This window comes from Sphingomonas pseudosanguinis (genome assembly GCF_052056765.1).
GTDB classification, from domain to species: domain Bacteria; phylum Pseudomonadota; class Alphaproteobacteria; order Sphingomonadales; family Sphingomonadaceae; genus Sphingomonas; species Sphingomonas pseudosanguinis.
This window is the reverse complement of record NZ_CP189888.1, coordinates 3,074,698-3,091,630: the sequence shown is the minus strand read 5'-3', so window position 1 is coordinate 3,091,630 and position 16,933 is coordinate 3,074,698. Positions and strand designations below refer to the sequence as shown.

The window sequence follows — 16,933 nt, the reverse complement described above, 5'->3', positions numbered from 1 at the left end:
TGACGTCGCTAAGGGAAAGGGCGGTCCGGCTTGGACCGCCCTTTTTCATGGGAGGAGGATCATGGCGCATTTCGTGCACGCCGGGGGAGCCATGGCCATCCATGATGGGGCGACAGATGGGCGCCGCATGCCGGCGTTCCTGCTTTTGATCATGCTGACCATCCCGGCGCTCGGGGTCTGGTTCTTTTTGGCTCGGGGTTTCCGGTCCGACTTGCGGCGAACGGCCTTATTCTATGCCTTGGCAATCCACGGCGTCGGCCTGCTCGGTGCGATCGCCACCTGACGACCTGCCTCATCGGCTTGGGGTGTCGCGGCGGAACGAGAGGCCGATCGGTGGTGGAGCGTGCGACACCCTTGAAACCATCCCATTTCACCACGCATAACCAGTGTCATGACCCAGTCGCTTTCCGCGCCCGCCATGTCGTTGCTTCAACAGGCCCAGGCTGCGGGCAATGGGCCTGCGTCACGGCGTTTGCTCGAACAGGCCCTGGGGTACGATCCGGATCATCCGATCCTGTGCAACGCCATGGGAATGAACCTGCTCGCGAATGATCCGGCAGAGGCCGCGATCTGGTTCGCACGCGCCATTCGCGGCGATGCCGACGCCCCCCCGCTATGGATGAACCTAGCGACCGCACACCGCGACGCGGGCGATACGGCCGGAGAGCAGGAAGCATTGCGGCAGGTGCTCCACCGGGATCAGCGGCACGTCATGGCGAATGTCCGTATGGCGGAATGGCATGAGCGGGCGGGGGAGGACTCGCAGGCTCAGTTCCGCTGGCACGGCGTGGCGACGGTTTTGCAATCGCTACCGGAACGCTCGGCGGGGCTGGACCAGTTGCTCACCCATGCTCAGGCGCGCGTGGCCGCGCGCGCGCAGGTGGTGAGCGACCGACTAGACGCTGCACTGATGCCACAATGGGGCGATGTGCCACCCAACCGACGTCGTCGCTTCGATCGCTGCGTCGATGCACTGCTTGGGCGGCGCAGCATCTATCACAACATCTGTCACGGCGTTCATTTTCCCTTCCTGCCCGCCGACGAGTTTTTCGACCGGGCGCTCTTTCCCTGGTTTGCCGAATTGGAGGCCGCCACGCCTCTCATTCGTGCAGAGTTGGAAGCGCTGCTCGCGCGGCCCGACAGCGGCTTTGCGCCTTATGTTGCGATGGAGGCCGGGACCCCTGAAAATAAATGGACCGCGCTCGATCATTCCGAGGCATGGAGCGCTCGTTATCTGTGGCGCTACGGCGTGCGCGACGAGGAGATGGCAGCGGCTTGTCCCGGGACGATGGCGGTGCTGGGTCAGATGCCACTTGCTGAGATACCCGGTAAGGGGCCGACGGCCTTCTTCTCCGTTCTGAAGCCGGGCACGCGACTGCCTGCACATACCGGGGTCAGCAACATCCGGGCGATCGTCCATTTGCCGTTGATCGTCCCGCAGGGATGCGGCTTCCGGGTCGGTGGCGAAACTCGCGTCTGGACCGAAGGCGAAGCCTTCGCGTTCGACGACACGATCGAACATGAAGCCTGGAATGACAGCGCGCAGCTACGGGCCGTGCTGATACTGGACGTCTGGAACCCCCATTTGACGCAGGAGGAACAGGCGATGTTACGCGATCTGTTCGTCGCTCTTGGTCGGATCGAAGGCGGTGGCGCACTGGCGGCCATCGCCGAATAGCGCCGTCCGCTCAACGGCATGACGTAAGGTCCATATTGCTCGCCACGGGCCGGCCTCGTGGGCGTGTCATCTGATCGACATTGCGAGCGAAGCTTTTCGAGCGCGCCCCTCCGCGTGATCAACAGTCACGCGCCTTTACCGTGATTCCATCCCATTGGTTCGGCGCTAGATGTGCGCCTCCTGCGCGCTGCCATAAGGCATAAATATTGTCGCAATTTGTATCAGCTGTTACCTGACAGCAATGTTTTGCAATCGATGGCAAAGGAGTGAGAAAGGGAAGGTGCCCCATCATGTACGACGCAACAGGTCGCCCCTCCGAGACATTTTCCCATCTTTACAACGCGTCGACATCCCCGCAAGCAAGCAACATTCGGTTACCGAACGGAAAAGTCGTTCGATGGGGCCGAGATGTCGGCGCACCGAAAACGGGCGTCGAGTGACGAAAAGGGGTAATGATGATGACCAATTTGTGGATCGGTCAGCGCAAGCGGGGCTTGCTGGCGACCGTCGCGCCATTGTCGGTGCTGCTGGCGGTGCCCGCCGTCGCGCAGAGCGTGCCGGCGGCGAACCAGAATGCCGAGGACAATGCCCAGGTCGCGCAGGGCGCCGAGCAGGCGGACGCTGGCACCGGCGGCGATATCGTCGTCACCGGCTCGATCATTCGCGGCGCGGATGCCGGCGTGTCGCCGGTCTCGACGATCACCGCCGAAAATCTCGACGCGCGCGGCATCAACACGGTGCAGGCGGGTATCCAGGCGCTGGCGTCGAACAACGGCCCGGCGCTGACCAACTCGTTCACCGCCAATGGCGCGTTCGCGTCGGGTGCGTCGTCGGTGTCGCTGCGCGGCCTGTCGACCAACTCGACGCTGGTGCTGTTCGACGGTCTGCGCGCCGCCTACTATCCGCTGTCGGATGACGGCACGCGCAACTTCGTCGACCTGAACACCATCCCCGACGACATCGTCGACCGTGTCGAAGTGCTGCGCGACGGCGCCTCGTCGAGCTATGGCGCGGACGCGATCGCGGGCGTGGTCAACATCATCACCAAGCGCTCGGTGAAGGGCGTCATGGGCCGCGCCGAGGCCGGCATTTCCGAGCGCGGCTACAACGCCAACCAGCGCCTGTCGCTGACCGCCGGTACCGGCGATCTCGATGAGCAGGGCTATAACGCCTATATCAGCGGCTTCTATTATCGCTCGGAGGGCGTGCGGGCGCGCCAGCTGCCCGGGCCGTTCAACTCGAGCGATGAGCGCGGCATCTGCTCCAACCGCACCGGCGACACGATCTGCGGACCCAACAACATCGCCAACGGCCTGGACCTGAACGGCCAGTATACCAATGGCTTCGCGATCAATACGCCGAACTTCTATGTCCGCCCGGCCGATGCGACCAACACGACCGCGCTGGGTCGCTATCAGCTGCTGAACCCGGCGGCGGGCTGCCTTACCGGCAATCCGTACAACCCGACCGCGGCCGAGCTGGCGCTGCCCGCCAACGCGACCGCCCCCGGCACCGTCTGCCAGGTCGACGCCCAGCGTCTGTACGGCAACATCACGCCCGACATCGAGCGCGTCGGCGGTTCGGCGCGCTTTACCGCCAAGATCGGTGACACGTCGGAAGCCTATCTGCAGGTCAATTTCCAGCAGGCGACGACCAGCTATACCGGCTCGCCGACGACGATCCGCGCCAATGCGCCCGCCGGTATCCTGTTCCCGCAATATTCGACGTCGCAGAACCCGACCTCGGCGATCGATCCCAATTCGGCGATCCTGGCGCTGCCGGTCTATATCTGCCCGCGCACGACCGTCGGCGCGTGCAATGAGACCAACGGCACGCTGAACCCGAACAATCCGTTCGCCGCCGCCGGTCAGGTCGCGCGTCTGGTCGGCCAGCTGCCGGGCAGCTTCGAATCGACCAAGACCCGCAGCCGCGTCTATCGCGCCGCCTTCGGGATCAACGGCACGATCTTCGACGATGTCGACTACCGCTTCGACGCGACCGCGATGCACACCGACCTGCGTCTGCAGCAGGACGGCTATGTCTACATCCAGCACCTGCTCGACGTCATTAAGGACGGCAGCTACAACTTCCTCAATCCGGGCCTCAACAGCCAGGCGACGCTCAACTATCTGACGCCGACCAACATCACCAACGACAGCTCGGACCTGCTCCAGGCGCAGTTCACGCTGGGCAAGGCGATCATGGCGCTGCCGGGTGGCGATCTGCGCGTCGCGGTCGGCGGATCGATCTTCTACGAGGCGATCGACGCTCCCAGCGCCAACTCGGACGAAAATGGCCCGACCCAGCGCTATTTCCGCCTGAACGCGTTCGGCACCCAGGGCAACCGCACCGTCTCGTCGGGCTTTTACGAGGTCAACGCGCCGGTCCTCGACCAGCTGACGCTGAACGCCTCGGGTCGCTATGACCATTATTCGAGCGGCCAGAGCGCCTTCTCGCCCAAGTTCGGCGCGATCTTCAAGCCAATCCGCCAGCTGACGCTGCGCGGCACCTACTCACGGGGCTTCCGCATCCCGTCGTTCGGCGAGGCCAACGCCCTGCCGACCACGGGGTATGTGACCCAGTCGCTGAGCAGCATTCCGGACTCGTTCCTGCGCCAGTACAGCATCAACCCGGGCGCCGGGCAGATCTGTACGCAGAAGACGCCAACCAACTGCGCGGGCTATATCGCCAATTATTCGATCGGTCAGACGACGCTGGCGTCGCAGAATCTGGACCCCGAAAAGTCGCGCAGCTTCACCGCCGGCATCAAGGTCGATCCGGTGCGCGGCCTGTCGTTTACGGTCGACTATTACAACATCCGCAAGACCGGAGCGATCACCACGCCCGACCTGTCGCCCGCGATCGCCGCTTATTATGCCGGCACCGCGATCCCCGACGGCTTCACGGTCATCCCGGATGCGGTCGACGTCAACAACCCGACCGCCACGCCGAAAATTGCCTTCGTTCGTTCGCAGCTGATCAATGCCCAGACGATCAAGTCCGAGGGTATCGATTTCGGCATCAACGGCTTTTACGACTTCGGCACGTTCCGCTGGACCACCAATCTGAACGCCAGCCTGATCCTGGAGCTGAGCACCACGGTCGACGGCGTGCGCCAGACCTATGTCGACACGCTGGGCAACTTCAACCTGACCGCCGGTTCGGGCACGTTCGAGTGGAAGGGTAACTGGGTCAACACCTTCGACTTCGGCGACTTCGCGCTGACGGGGACGGTCAACTACACCTCGGGCTATGACCTGTCGGCCATGGACCAGGGCGATGCGTACAAGGATTGCGGCCAGGCCCCGGCCTATTTCGGGTGCCGCGTGAAGAGCTACATCACCGCCGATGCGAACGCGTCGTTCAAGGTCAACGACAAGTTCACCTTCTATGTGAACGTGCTCAACGTCTTCAACCGCCTGCCTCCGATCGACCCGGTCACCTACGGCGCGTATCTCTACAACGCGGTGCAGGGCGGCGACGGCATCTTCGGCCGCCAGGTCCGCGCGGGCGCCAAGTTCAACTTCTAACCCCGGTTCGCCTCGGCGAACCCCACTGGGGGCGGTTCCTGCGGGAGCCGCCCTTTTTGTTGATTCGCTCGAGCGGTGCACCTCCCCATCAGAGCACATGCACCACCGTGTGTTATTGATGTATATTACTATTGCGCCAGTGGCTAAAATTGCGGCAATTTTGCAATTATCATGCTCGCTTGTGCGACATGATCAATCAAGATTGACTATTTATGTTGCAGCAATGCATCAAGCCTTTTGAAAATTGGATACTATATCGTTTTTTGCTTGGCGGAGTGTCGTCACCTCTCTGACATAGATTTGTCATCGACCGACGCGGTGGTGAACGGACTGTGAACAACGGTCGTTAGAGGGGGATTATTGACGTGGTGAATCGCGGATTTTTCATGCGGGCCGTATTGCGTGCAGGCACGGCCCTGCCGGCATTGGCGGCTTTGGGCGTAGGCGGTGGCGCGATCATGCTGGGCGCTCCGGCAGCGGCGCAGGACTTTACCCAGGTCAACGCGACAGGCAAAGTCCAGGGTACCGACGGCAAGGCGATCGTCGGAGCATCGGTCACGGTAACGTCGAACGCGCAGGGCTTTTCACGTACGGTCACAACCGATGGCGACGGCAGCTACCGTGTCTCGGCGCTGCCGCAGGGCAGCTATACCTTCACGATCAGCGCTGACGGCTATGAAAGTTTCACGGACAAGGCCGTCGTTCTGAGACAGGGCAATGCCGCGAACGAGTTCGCACTTTCGCCTGCTGGCGAGGCGACGGGCGACGTCGTCGTGACGGCTGGACGTATCCGCGTGTCCGACTTCGACCGCAATACGGTCGGCGCCGTGATTCCGATCGGCGAGCTGGCGACCCGCGTTCCGGTTCAGCGGGATCTCACGTCCGTCGTCCTGCTCGCCCCCGGTACGGCTGCCGGTGACACGGCGTTCGGTAATCTGCCGGCGGTTGCAGGGTCCTCGGTTTCGGAGAATGTCTTCTTCATTAACGGGCTGAACATCACCGAACTCCGCAAGGGGCTGGGATCGGTCACCGTTCCATTCGAATTCTACGACACCATCGAAACCAAGGTCGGCGCGATCTCGGCGGAATTCGGTCGCTTTTCGGGTGCGTTCGTGAACGCTACGACCAAGTCGGGCGGCAATGATTTCCATGGCGGATTACTGTTCAACTACGAGCCGAATGCCCTGCGTGAAACCCGTCCGAACACCCTCTACGATTTTAACCGTACGGATTATCGCGACTCCAAGCAGACCAATATCTATCTGTCGGGACCGATCATCAAGGATCACCTGTTCTTCTACGGCCTCTATCAGTCTAATGATACGCGGACCGGGGATACCTATCTCAATAGCAACCCCAACACCGTCATTCCGGTCTTCAACCAGAGCGGCGTCCAGACCGGCACCCAGACGATCGTGCCGTTCAGCACGGGCAACGTCCGGACGACGACGCGGACGAGTTCGCCATTCTTTGGCGGCAAGATCGATGCAGTGATCGTTGATGGTCAGCGTCTGGAATTCACCTACTTCAACACCAAGCAGACGCGCTACGACGACAATTTCGCGGTCGTCGATGCCAATGGTGGCACTTATGACAGCCGTACCGATCCGGCCGGTGCCTTTACGGGGCCGTATCGCGCGACATCGGTCATTCTGTCCGGCGGGGAGAATTATGTCGCTCGGTACACCGGGCAGTTCACCAAGTGGTTCACCCTCTCGGCCGCCTATGGCCGCAACAAGAATCGCGACATCGTGACGCCGTCCAACACCGTTCTGCCTTCGGTATCGGACTCGAGCGGCCAGTTCACCCCGGCGCTGATCGGCAATCCCGCGAATGTCATCAACGAAAACTCGGATACCCGCACCTTCTATCGCGCGGATGGCGACATTTTCGTCAATGTCTTGGGCAGCCATCATTTCCGTGGCGGCTATGACCGTGAGGAACTGACCAGCGTCGCTGTCACGCGTTACACCGGGAATGTGGCCTGGAATTATCAGTTTTCCGGTGCCAGCGGTACGGATTACGCCCCGCCCAATACCTTATACGTGTCGGGTCGGACCTTCGTGAACGGTGGTACGTTCAACACGCTGAACGAAGCCTTTTATCTTCAGGACAGCTGGAGCCTCTTCCAGGATCGGCTGAACTTCAATCTGGGCGTCCGCAACGACCGTTTCAGCAACAAGAATGTCGCCAACGAGACCTATTACAAGTCCGGCAATCAATGGGCTCCGCGCCTGAACTTCTCCTTCGATCCGGTCGGTGATCGCCGTACGAAGATATTCGGCTTCTATGGTCGTTATTATCTTCCGGTACCGACCAATACGAACATCCGCCTGGCCGGTGCGGAACTCGACTATACGCGGTATTTCCGTGTGGCGGGCGTTGGCGCTAACAACGTGCCGGTGCTTGGCGCTCCGCTCAACTTCGCCACGGCGCAGCCTTGTCCCGACACGCAAGTCCGCAATTGCGAGTTGATCTCGGACGGCAATCCCACGCCGACGGCGGCGACGGTCTCGCAGAATTTGAAGCCCCAATCGCGTGACGAATTCATCCTGGGATATGAGCAACGCCTTGGTGATCGGTGGAAGGTCAGCGCGTTCGGCACGTATCGCAAGCTGAACGAGTCGCTCGAGGACGTAGCGATCGATGCCGCCGTCCTGAATTATTGCCAGCAGCAGAATATCGCGGGATGCGGATCGATCTGGACTGGCTTCCATCAATATGTGCTGGTCAATCCCGGCTCGGCGGGACGGATCACGCTGTCCGATCCGGTCAACGGCGAAACCAGCTTGCGCACCGTCGACTTCACGGCAGCACAGCTGGGGTATCCGAAGGCCCGGAGCGAATATAAGGCGGTAACACTGGCGGTTGAGCGCGAGTTCGACGGGGTGTGGAGCCTCAACGCCAACTATACCTATGCCAAGAACATCGGTAATATCGAAGGCGGCATTCGTTCGGATAACGGCCAGAGCGACTCCGGCCTGACGACCGCCTTCGACCAGCCTGGTTTGACTCTGGGGACCTATGGCTATCTGCCGACGGATATTCGCCACAATCTGAAGGTCTTTGGCTCCTACAAGATCGCCGACTGGTTCACGCTGGGCGCCAATGTCATTGCCCAGTCGCCCCGCCATTATGGTTGTATCGGTCGCGTGCCGAGCCGTATCGATCGGTTCGCCGGCGCTTATGGTGCGGCGGGCTTCTTCTGCAACGTGGTGAACGGCCAGATCGTGACCGATCCGGCGGCTGGTTCGGGGACGCCGTCGCAGAGCAATCTGCGGCTGACCCCGCGCGGTTCGGTGTTTGCTGGCGATTGGCTGACCCAGACCAACCTGACCATGGCGTTCACCCTGCCTGCGGAGCTGTACAAAGCGACGGTCCGCGTCGACGTCTTCAACCTCTTTGCAGAAAAGTCACGTATCCGTTTTCAGGAAAGCGGCACGCAGGGCAATGGCAATCCGCGCGGCGATTACCGTTATCCTTCCAACTATCAAGCACCACGCTCGATCCGGTTGCAGCTGGGCTTCGACTTCTAACCCCAGGGGTCCTCACGGACTCCAACTTCGGGGGCGGTCCTTTCGGGCCGCCCCCTTTTTGGTCGGGTTTACGCCACCGACAGCGCCAGCTTGCCGTCGCCCTCATCAACGGTGACGGTCGACCCGTCCTTGACGTGACCGCGCAGAATTTCCTCGGCCAGCGGGTCCTGGAGGTGTCGCTGGACCGCGCGGCGCAGGGGCCTTGCGCCGTAGACCGGGTCATAGCCCACCCGGCCCAGCCATTCGCGCGCGGCGTCGGTCAGGTGCAGGCTGATCTTGCGATCGCTGAGCAGCTTGGCGACGCGGCCTACCTGGATGTCGACGATCGGGCCCATATGGCTCTGGCCCAGTCGGTGGAACAGGATGATCTCGTCCAGCCGGTTGAGGAATTCGGGGCGGAAATGGCCGCGCACGATTTCCATCACCTGCGGCTCGACGCTCTCGACGCTCTGCCCGTCCTCGACCGCCGCCAGATATTGGCTGCCGAGATTCGAGGTCAGGATGATCAGCGTGTTCGAGAAGTCGACCGTCCGGCCCTGGCCATCGGTCAGGCGGCCATCGTCCAGCACCTGGAGCAGCACGTTGAACACGTCGCCATGCGCCTTCTCCACCTCGTCGAACAGCACGACCTGATAGGGCCTGCGCCGCACCGCCTCGGTCAGGACGCCGCCTTCCTCATAGCCGACATAGCCCGGAGGGGCGCCGATCAGCCGGGCGACGCTGTGCTTCTCCATGAACTCGCTCATGTCGATGCGCACCATGGCGGAAGGGTCGTCGAACAGGAATTCGGCGAGTGCCTTGGTCAGCTCGGTCTTGCCCACACCCGTCGGCCCCAGGAACAGGAACGAGCCCAGCGGCCGGTTCGGGTCCTGTAGCCCGGCCCGCGCGCGGCGCACGGCGGTGGAGACGGCGCGGACCGCATCCTCCTGCCCGATCACGCGCTTGCCGATCACCTCTTCCATCCGCAGCAGCTTTTCGCGCTCGCCTTGCAGCATCCGGTCGACCGGCACGCCGGTCCAGCGGCTGACCACGCCCGCGATATCGTCGGCGGTCACTTCCTCGCGCAGCATCGCGCCCTCGGTCGCGGACTGCGCCTCGGCCAACTGCTTCTCCAGCTGCGGGATGCGGCCATAGGACAGCTCACCTGCCCGCGCGAGATCACCCGCACGCTGCGCCTGGTCGAGTTCGATGCGCGCCTGGTCGAGCTGTTCCTTTAAGCGGGCCTCACCCGCGATCTTGTCCTTCTCGGCCTGCCAGCGCTGGGTCAGCGCGTGCGACTGCTCCTCGAGGTTGGCGAGTTCCTCCTCGAGATGGCCGAGCCGGTCGATGCTGGCGGCGTCGCTCTCGCGGCGCAGCCCCTCGCGCTCGATCTTCAGGCGCAGGATGCGGCGGTCGAGCGTCTCGATCTCCTCGGGCTTGGACTCCACCTCCATGCGGATGCGGCTGGCGGCTTCGTCCATCAGGTCGATCGCCTTGTCGGGCAGGAAGCGGTCGGTGATGTAGCGGTTGGACAGGGTCGCCGCCGCCACCAGCGCGCCGTCGGTGATGCGCACGCCGTGATGGAGTTCGTACTTTTCCTTCAGTCCGCGCAGGATCGAGATGGTGTCCTCGACCGTAGGCTCGCCGACGAAGACCGGCTGGAACCGCCGCTGGAGCGCGGGGTCCTTCTCGACATATTTGCGATACTCGTCGAGCGTGGTCGCGCCTACGCAGTGGAGTTCACCGCGTGCGAGAGCGGGCTTCAAGAGGTTGGAGGCGTCCATCGCCCCGTCGCCCTTGCCCGCCCCGATCAGCGTGTGCATCTCATCGATGAACAGGATGATGTCGCCCTCGGCGGCCTTCACCTCGTCGAGCACGCCCTTCAATCGCTCCTCGAACTCGCCGCGATATTTGGCACCGGCGATGAGGGCACCCATGTCGAGCGCCATCAGCTTGCGGTCCTTCAGCGTATCCGGCACGTCGCCATTGGCGATGCGCAGCGCGAGCCCTTCCGCGATCGCGGTCTTGCCGACGCCGGGTTCGCCGATCAGCGCAGGGTTGTTCTTGGTGCGGCGGGCGAGGATCTGGATGGTTCGGCGAATTTCCTCGTCGCGGCCGATGACGGGATCGAGCTTGCCGTCGCGCGCCACCTGGGTGAGGTCGCGGGCGAATTTCTTGAGCGCGTCGTAGCGGTCCTCGGCGCCCGCCGTGTCGGCGGTGCGGCCTTGGCGCAGCTGTTCGATCGCGCCGTTCAGTCCTTGCGGATTGACCCCACCCGCCGCCAGCGCCTTGCCCGCTGCCGTGGTGGACGACAGTGCGAGCGCCAGTAGCAGCCGCTCGACGGTGACGAAGCTGTCGCCAGCCTTTTGCGCGACCTGTTCGGCCTGGTCGAGCACGCGGACCAGATCATTGTCGAGGCCCGGCGAGCTCTGCGCGCCCGAGCCGGAGACGGCTGGAATACGGCTGAGCGCCGCATCCGTCTCGCGCTCGACCCGCTTGGCGTCGCCGCCCGCCGCCTGGATCAGGCCGGACGCCATGCCCTGATCATCCTCGATCAGCGCCTTGAGGAGATGTTCGGGGGCGATGCGCTGATGGCTGTTGCGGATCGCCACAGTCTGCGCGGCCTGTAGAAAGCCTTTCGCGCGGTCGGTAAATTTTTCGAGGTTCATCTGGTCTTCCTGTCGCTTTCCAGGTCAGATGGTGTTGTATTTTGGCAACACAAGGGGTGGGCGGAATTTCCTGTCCGAGAACATGGGAAGGCCGTTTCGATTGCGAAAGGGTAACCGCAAAAGACGATGACATTCGCGCTTCTTAACCGGGATTGCGGTCCGCCGCCCGCCCGCTATGCTCGACCCATACACCGAGTGGGGAGACTCAAGGAAATGCGTATCAAGTCCGTGGCGCTGGCCGGCGTCGCCGCGCTGGCGTTCGCCATGCCCGGTCAGGCCGTCCTGGCCCAATCCGCGCCCGCCACCCAGGCCGCGCCCGTCGCCACGCTGGTGAAGGCGGTCGACATCCCCTATCAGCAATTCACCCTGAAGAACGGTCTGCGCGTCGTCGTCCATACCGATCGCAAGGCCCCCGTCGTCGCGGTGAGCGTATGGTATGACGTCGGATCGAAGCATGAGCCCAAGGGCAAGACGGGCTTCGCGCACCTCTTCGAACATCTGATGTTCAACGGATCGGAAAACGCGCCGGGCGACTTCTTCGCGCCGCTCAAGTCGGTGGGCGCCACGGACTATAACGGCACCACCTATTTCGACCGGACCAATTATTTCGAGACGGTGCCGACCGCCGCGCTCGACCGTGCGCTGTTCCTGGAATCGGATCGCATGGGGCACCTGCTCGGCGCGGTGACGCAGGGCGTGCTCGACGAGCAGCGCGGCGTCGTCCAGAACGAGAAGCGCCAGGGCGACAACCAGCCTTACGGCCTGACCCAGTACAAGGTCCTGAGCGGCCTGTTCCCCGAGGGTCATCCTTACGCCCACTCCACCATCGGTTCGATGGCCGATCTGGACGCCGCCTCGCTCGACACGGTGAAGGACTGGTTCCGTAGCCATTACGGCCCGAACAATGCCGTGCTGGTGCTGGCGGGTGATGTCGATGTCGCGACCGCCAAGCCTTTGGTCGAGAAATATTTCGGCGACATCCGCAGCGGCCCCGAAAGCGTCCTGCCGACGGTGACGATCCCGACGCTGCCCGCGGCCGTCAACGAGACGATGACCGACCGGGTCGCCGCCGTGATGATCAGCCGCAACTGGGCGGTGCCCGGCCTCAACGATCCCGAAAGCGCGCCGCTGGTCGTCGCCGGGTCGGTCTTGGGCGGCCTCGCCTCGTCGCGGCTCGACAATATCCTGGTCAAGCAGGAGAAGCTGGCGGTGCAGGTTTCGGCCGGCGACCGGGTGTTCTCGCAGGTCGGCATGTTCAACATGACCGCGATCGTCCGCCCCGGCGTCGACCCGGCGCTGGTCAGCAAGCGGATGGACGAGATCCTCGCCGATTTCCTGAAGAACGGCCCCACCGCCGACGAGGTGAAGCGCGTCGCCACCTCCATGGTGTCGGGCCGCGTGCGCGGGCTGGAATCGGTCGGCGGCTTCGGCGGCAAGGCGGTCGCGCTGGCCGAGGGCGCGCTCTATTCGAACGATCCGGGCTTCTACAAGAAGCAGCTGCAGGCGATCGCCGCGCAGACGCCCGCGACCGTGAAGGCGGCGGCCGACAAATGGCTGTCGCGCCCGGCCTATACGCTGACCGTCGTCCCCGGAAAGCGCGACGCCTATGAAGAGGCCAAGGTGCCGCCGCGCGCCGATGTGCCGCCCGCGCCGGAACAGCCGGTCAAGGGCACGCGCGGGCCGCTGCCCGAGGTGGGCGAGGTCAAGCCGCTGAGCTTCCCGGCCATCCAGCGCACCCGCCTGTCGAACGGCGTCGAGCTGGTCTATGCCCAGCGGACCGCCGTGCCGGTGACGCAGATCGCCACCTCGTTCGATGCGGGCCTGGCCGCCGACGTGCCCGGCAAGCTGGGCACCGAGCGGATGATGCTTGGCCTGCTGGAGGAGGGGACGACCCGCCGCAACTCGATCGCCATCGCCGAGGAGCAGGAGCGGCTGGGCGCCTCGATCGGCACCGGCGCATCGAACGACCGCACCACCGTCGATATGAGCGTGCCGAGCGCCAATCTGGTCCCGGCGCTCGACCTTTATGCCGACGTCATCCGCAATCCCGCCTTTGCCGAGGCCGAACTGGCGCGCGTGAAGGCGCAGGCGCTGGCGGGGATCAAGCAGGAGCTGACCAGCCCGCAGGGGCTGGCCGGCCGCGTGCTGCCGCCGCTGCTCTATGGGCCGACCAGCCCCTATGCCAAGGCGCAGGGGCTGGGTGATCCGCGCGCGGTCGCGGCGCTGACCCGCGCCGATCTGGTCGCCTTCCATCAGGCGTGGCTGCGCCCCGACAAGGCGAAGATCTTCGTCACCTCGGATCGTCCGCTGGCCGAGGTGAAGGCGGCGCTCGACCGGGCGTTCGGCGACTGGCGCGGTGCCGGTGCGGCGGGGACCAAGAGCTTCGCTGCCGGCACGCCTTCGGCTCCGCGGATCGTCCTGGTCAACCGGCCGGACAGCCCGCAGTCGATGATCATGGCCGGTGCACCGACCCCGTTGAAGGGCACCGACGACCTGCTGCTGGTCAACACCGCCAATGACGCGCTGGGCGGCAGCTTCCTCAGCCGGATCAACACCGACATCCGCGAGACCAAGCACTGGTCCTACGGCGTGCGCGGGGGCTTCCAGACCTCCGAATATGCCGCGCCCTATGTGATGTCGGCGCCGGTCCAGGCGGACAAGACCGGCCCGTCGATCGACGCGCTGCGGGCGGACGTCGCCGAGTTCCTGACGACCAAGCCGATGGACGCGGTTGAGTTCGACCGGGCCATCACCGGTGCGATCCGCTCGCTGTCGGGCAATTTCGAAACCTCGGGCGCGGTCCTGTCGGCGATGCAGACCAACGACCTGCTGCGCCGGCCCGACAATTACTATGCGACGATCACCCCGCGCTACCGCGCGATGAATGTGGGTGAACTGAACAAGTCGATCCAGGCGGCGTTGGACCCCAAGGATTTCGTCTGGGTCGTCGTCGGCGACGCCAAGTCGGTCAAGCCGCAGCTTGACGGGCTGGGCCTGCCGGTCGAAGTCATCGAGGCCGCCGACGTGGCGGGGGCGGCACCCGCCGCACCGGCCGGTGCCAGCCGGTAACGCCGGGTCACCCCGTCACGCCGGATTATAAGGAGAGCGAACATGGCCGATATCGACGGCACCTGGAACTGCACCGTGAAGTCGCCGCTGGGCGATCAGGACATGACGCTGACGGTCACGACCGAGGGTGATCGCTTCACCGGATCGGGCGGTGGCCAGATGGGAGCGATGGACATTGAGGGCGATGTGTCGGGCAACACTATCACCTGGAAGATGTCGATCACCACGCCGATGCCGATGACGCTGGACTGCGAAGCGACCGCCGATGGCGACACGCTGACCGGTTCGGTGGGCGCGGGCGCGTTCGGCAGCTTCCCGCTGTCGGGGACCCGCGCGGGGTGATCATCGCGCCGTGATGTGGGGAAGGGCGGTGCGTCGGAGGACGGGCCGCCCTTTTTCGTTGGGGGTGGGGCGTGGGCTTCGACTTCGCTCAGCCTGAACGGCTGTAAGGGGGAAGCCCCACACCCCAGCCTCCGTTCAGGCTGAGCGAAGTCGAAGCCCAAGGGATGAACCCCACCACATAACCGGTTCAATTCCCGCCAAATCCCGTTACGCTGCCGCCCGAAAACCAGAACAGGGGGACAAGCATGATCGACCGGCGGCATTTCCTGGGCAGTACGGCGGCCCTCGCCATGGCGGCCGGCAGCGACGGGGTGATCGCGCAGACCACCCCAGCCACCCGGCTGACCGCGCTGTTCGATACGCTCGTTCAGGAGCAGCTCCGCCGCAGCCCCGAGAGTGCGACCAGCCTCGGCCTCGACACCGGTGCCAATGCCGATCTGCGCAGCAAGCTCTCTGACCAGTCCCCGGCGGGACTCGCGGCGGCGAAGGCGGCGACCAAGGCCGACCTGACCCTCCTCCAGGCGATCGACCCCGCCACGCTGTCGCCCGAGGAGCGGATCGATCTGGAGTCGATCCTCTACACCCGCCGCTCGGCTGAAGCCGTGCAGGCGTTCGATTTCGGCGGCTATTCCTACGGTCCCAGCCCCTATGTCGTGTCGCAATTGTCGGGCGCGTACCAGTCGGTCCCCGACTTCCTCGACACCAAGCACAAAATCGCCAGCGCGGGCGACGCCGATGCCTATCTGATGCGACTGCGCGCCTTTGCACGACAGCTGGACGCGCAGACTGAGCGAATGCGGCATGACGCCGGGCAGGGCGTGGTGCCGCCCGACTTCATCCTCGACCTGACCATCGAACAGATGGGCAAGACCCGCCAGCCCGCCGCCGAAGCGCTCGTCGTCCAGTCGCTCGCCCGTCGCGCCGCTGAAAAGGGGCTGGGCGATCGCTATACCCGGCAGGCGGCGACCATTTATGAGGCGGAGGTCCTGCCCGCGCTCGACCGGCAGCTGGCCTATGCGAAGCAACTGCGAAACAAGGCGACGCATGACGCCGGCGTCTGGAAGCTGCGCGAGGGCGCGGCTTATTATCCGGTCGCGCTCAAGGCCAATACGACGACCAGCTTCTCGCCCGACGAGGTGCATCGTTTCGGCCGCGATCAGGCGGCGATGCTGTCCGCGCGGCTCGACGCGCTGCTGAAGAAACAGGGCTATACCAAGGGCACGGTGGGTCAGCGCATGGCCGCGCTCTACAAGAATCCCGACCAGCTCTACCCCAATACCGACGAGGGCAAGCGCGCCGCCATTGCCTATTGCAACGCCCGGCTCGACGCGATCCGCACCCGCCTGCCGCAGGTGTTCGAGCGTATCCCGCCTTACGGCTTCGAAGTGCGCCGCGTGCCGCCGCAGACCGAGGCGGGCGCGGCGGCCGCCTTTGCGCAGGCTCCTGCGATCGACGGCTCGCGCCCCGGCCTGGTCTATTTCAACCTGAAGGACAGCGCCGACTGGCCCAAATTCTGCTTGGCGACGACCGTCTATCACGAGGGACTGCCGGGGCATCAGATGGAGAGCGGCCTCGCCTTGTCGAACACGCGCCTGCCGCTGATCCGGAAGATCAACGGCTTTTCCGGCTATGGCGAGGGCTGGGCGCTCTATGCCGAGCAGCTGGCGGACGAGATCGGCATGTATGACGACGATCCGCTGGGGCAGTTGGGCTATCTGAAGTTCCTGCTGTTCCGCGCCAATCGCTGCGTCGTGGATACCGGGCTGCACCATCTGCGCTGGACCCGCGAACAGGCGATCCGCCACTTCATCGAGGCCGAGGGCGAGGCGGAGGGCTTCGCCACCCGCGAGGTCGAGCGCTACTGCGTCAATCCGGGCCAGGCGGCGAGCTACAAGCTGGGCCACTCGGTGTTCGTCGACATTCGCGACCTGGCGAAAAAGCAGAAGGGCGACCGGTTCGACCTGAAGGCGTTCCACACCGCCGTCCTGCGCCACGGCCGCGTGCCGCTCGACGTGTTGCGCCGGATCGGCGAGGAATGGGCGCGGGCTTGACCTGAATCAGCATTGCGGTGATCTTCGGATCGGGAGAATATCGCGATGCAGGACAGGCTTTGGGTCCGGCGGGATCGGG

The 16,933-nt window shown here is 64.2% G+C and carries 8 protein-coding genes; 7 read left to right on the top strand and 1 reads right to left on the bottom strand.

Annotated elements, in window-relative coordinates; all coding sequences use genetic code 11:
- Positions 1-61: 61 nt before the first annotated feature.
- The 4 genes from ACQHGV_RS14075 to ACQHGV_RS14060 all read left to right on the top strand — a co-directional run bounded on the left by ACQHGV_RS14075 (position 62) and on the right by ACQHGV_RS14060 (position 8,744).
- A complete protein-coding gene (locus ACQHGV_RS14075) occupies positions 62-283 on the top strand; it encodes a hypothetical protein (protein WP_440978670.1) in 222 nt (73 codons plus the stop codon).
- 108 nt (positions 284-391) lie between these two features.
- Positions 392-1,678: an aspartyl/asparaginyl beta-hydroxylase domain-containing protein gene (locus ACQHGV_RS14070; RefSeq protein ID WP_183949829.1), complete on the top strand. Its 1,287-nt coding sequence runs from the start codon at positions 392-394 to the stop codon at positions 1,676-1,678.
- 458 nt (positions 1,679-2,136) lie between these two features.
- A complete protein-coding gene (locus ACQHGV_RS14065; RefSeq protein ID WP_440980215.1) occupies positions 2,137-5,208 on the top strand; it encodes a TonB-dependent receptor domain-containing protein in 3,072 nt (1,023 codons plus the stop codon).
- Positions 5,209-5,594: 386 nt separating this feature from the next.
- A complete protein-coding gene (locus tag ACQHGV_RS14060; RefSeq protein ID WP_440978669.1) occupies positions 5,595-8,744 on the top strand; it encodes a TonB-dependent receptor in 3,150 nt (1,049 codons plus the stop codon).
- A gap of 68 nt (positions 8,745-8,812) precedes the next feature.
- Here ACQHGV_RS14060 and clpB read toward each other — a convergent pair whose 3' ends face one another.
- Entirely contained in the window at positions 8,813-11,392 is a 2,580-nt protein-coding gene (gene clpB, locus ACQHGV_RS14055; protein ID WP_440978668.1) for an ATP-dependent chaperone ClpB, read from the bottom strand.
- Between the two features lie 213 nt (positions 11,393-11,605).
- Here clpB and ACQHGV_RS14050 point away from each other — a divergent pair, with 213 nt between their 5' ends.
- The 3 genes from ACQHGV_RS14050 (at position 11,606) to ACQHGV_RS14040 (ending at position 16,854) form a co-directional block, all read left to right on the top strand.
- Positions 11,606-14,461: a M16 family metallopeptidase gene (locus tag ACQHGV_RS14050; RefSeq protein WP_440978667.1), complete on the top strand. Its 2,856-nt coding sequence runs from the start codon at positions 11,606-11,608 to the stop codon at positions 14,459-14,461.
- Positions 14,462-14,503: 42 nt separating this feature from the next.
- Positions 14,504-14,803, top strand: coding sequence for a hypothetical protein (locus tag ACQHGV_RS14045; RefSeq protein WP_440978666.1), 300 nt, complete (start codon positions 14,504-14,506; stop codon positions 14,801-14,803).
- 245 nt (positions 14,804-15,048) lie between these two features.
- Positions 15,049-16,854 carry a DUF885 domain-containing protein gene (locus ACQHGV_RS14040; RefSeq protein WP_440978665.1) on the top strand — a complete coding sequence of 602 codons (1,806 nt, stop codon included), beginning with the start codon at positions 15,049-15,051 and terminating at the stop codon, positions 16,852-16,854.
- The last annotated feature ends 79 nt before the right edge of the window (positions 16,855-16,933 follow it).

Coding starts and splice junctions, on each gene's coding strand:
- ACQHGV_RS14075 (WP_440978670.1), top strand. CDS start 62: ATGGCGCATTTCGTGCACGCCGGGGGAGCCATGGCCATCCATGATGGG.
- ACQHGV_RS14070 (WP_183949829.1), top strand. CDS start 392: ATGACCCAGTCGCTTTCCGCGCCCGCCATGTCGTTGCTTCAACAGGCC.
- ACQHGV_RS14065 (WP_440980215.1), top strand. CDS start 2,137: ATGACCAATTTGTGGATCGGTCAGCGCAAGCGGGGCTTGCTGGCGACC.
- ACQHGV_RS14060 (WP_440978669.1), top strand. CDS start 5,595: ATGCGGGCCGTATTGCGTGCAGGCACGGCCCTGCCGGCATTGGCGGCT.
- clpB (WP_440978668.1), bottom strand. CDS start 11,392: ATGAACCTCGAAAAATTTACCGACCGCGCGAAAGGCTTTCTACAGGCC.
- ACQHGV_RS14050 (WP_440978667.1), top strand. CDS start 11,606: ATGCGTATCAAGTCCGTGGCGCTGGCCGGCGTCGCCGCGCTGGCGTTC.
- ACQHGV_RS14045 (WP_440978666.1), top strand. CDS start 14,504: ATGGCCGATATCGACGGCACCTGGAACTGCACCGTGAAGTCGCCGCTG.
- ACQHGV_RS14040 (WP_440978665.1), top strand. CDS start 15,049: ATGATCGACCGGCGGCATTTCCTGGGCAGTACGGCGGCCCTCGCCATG.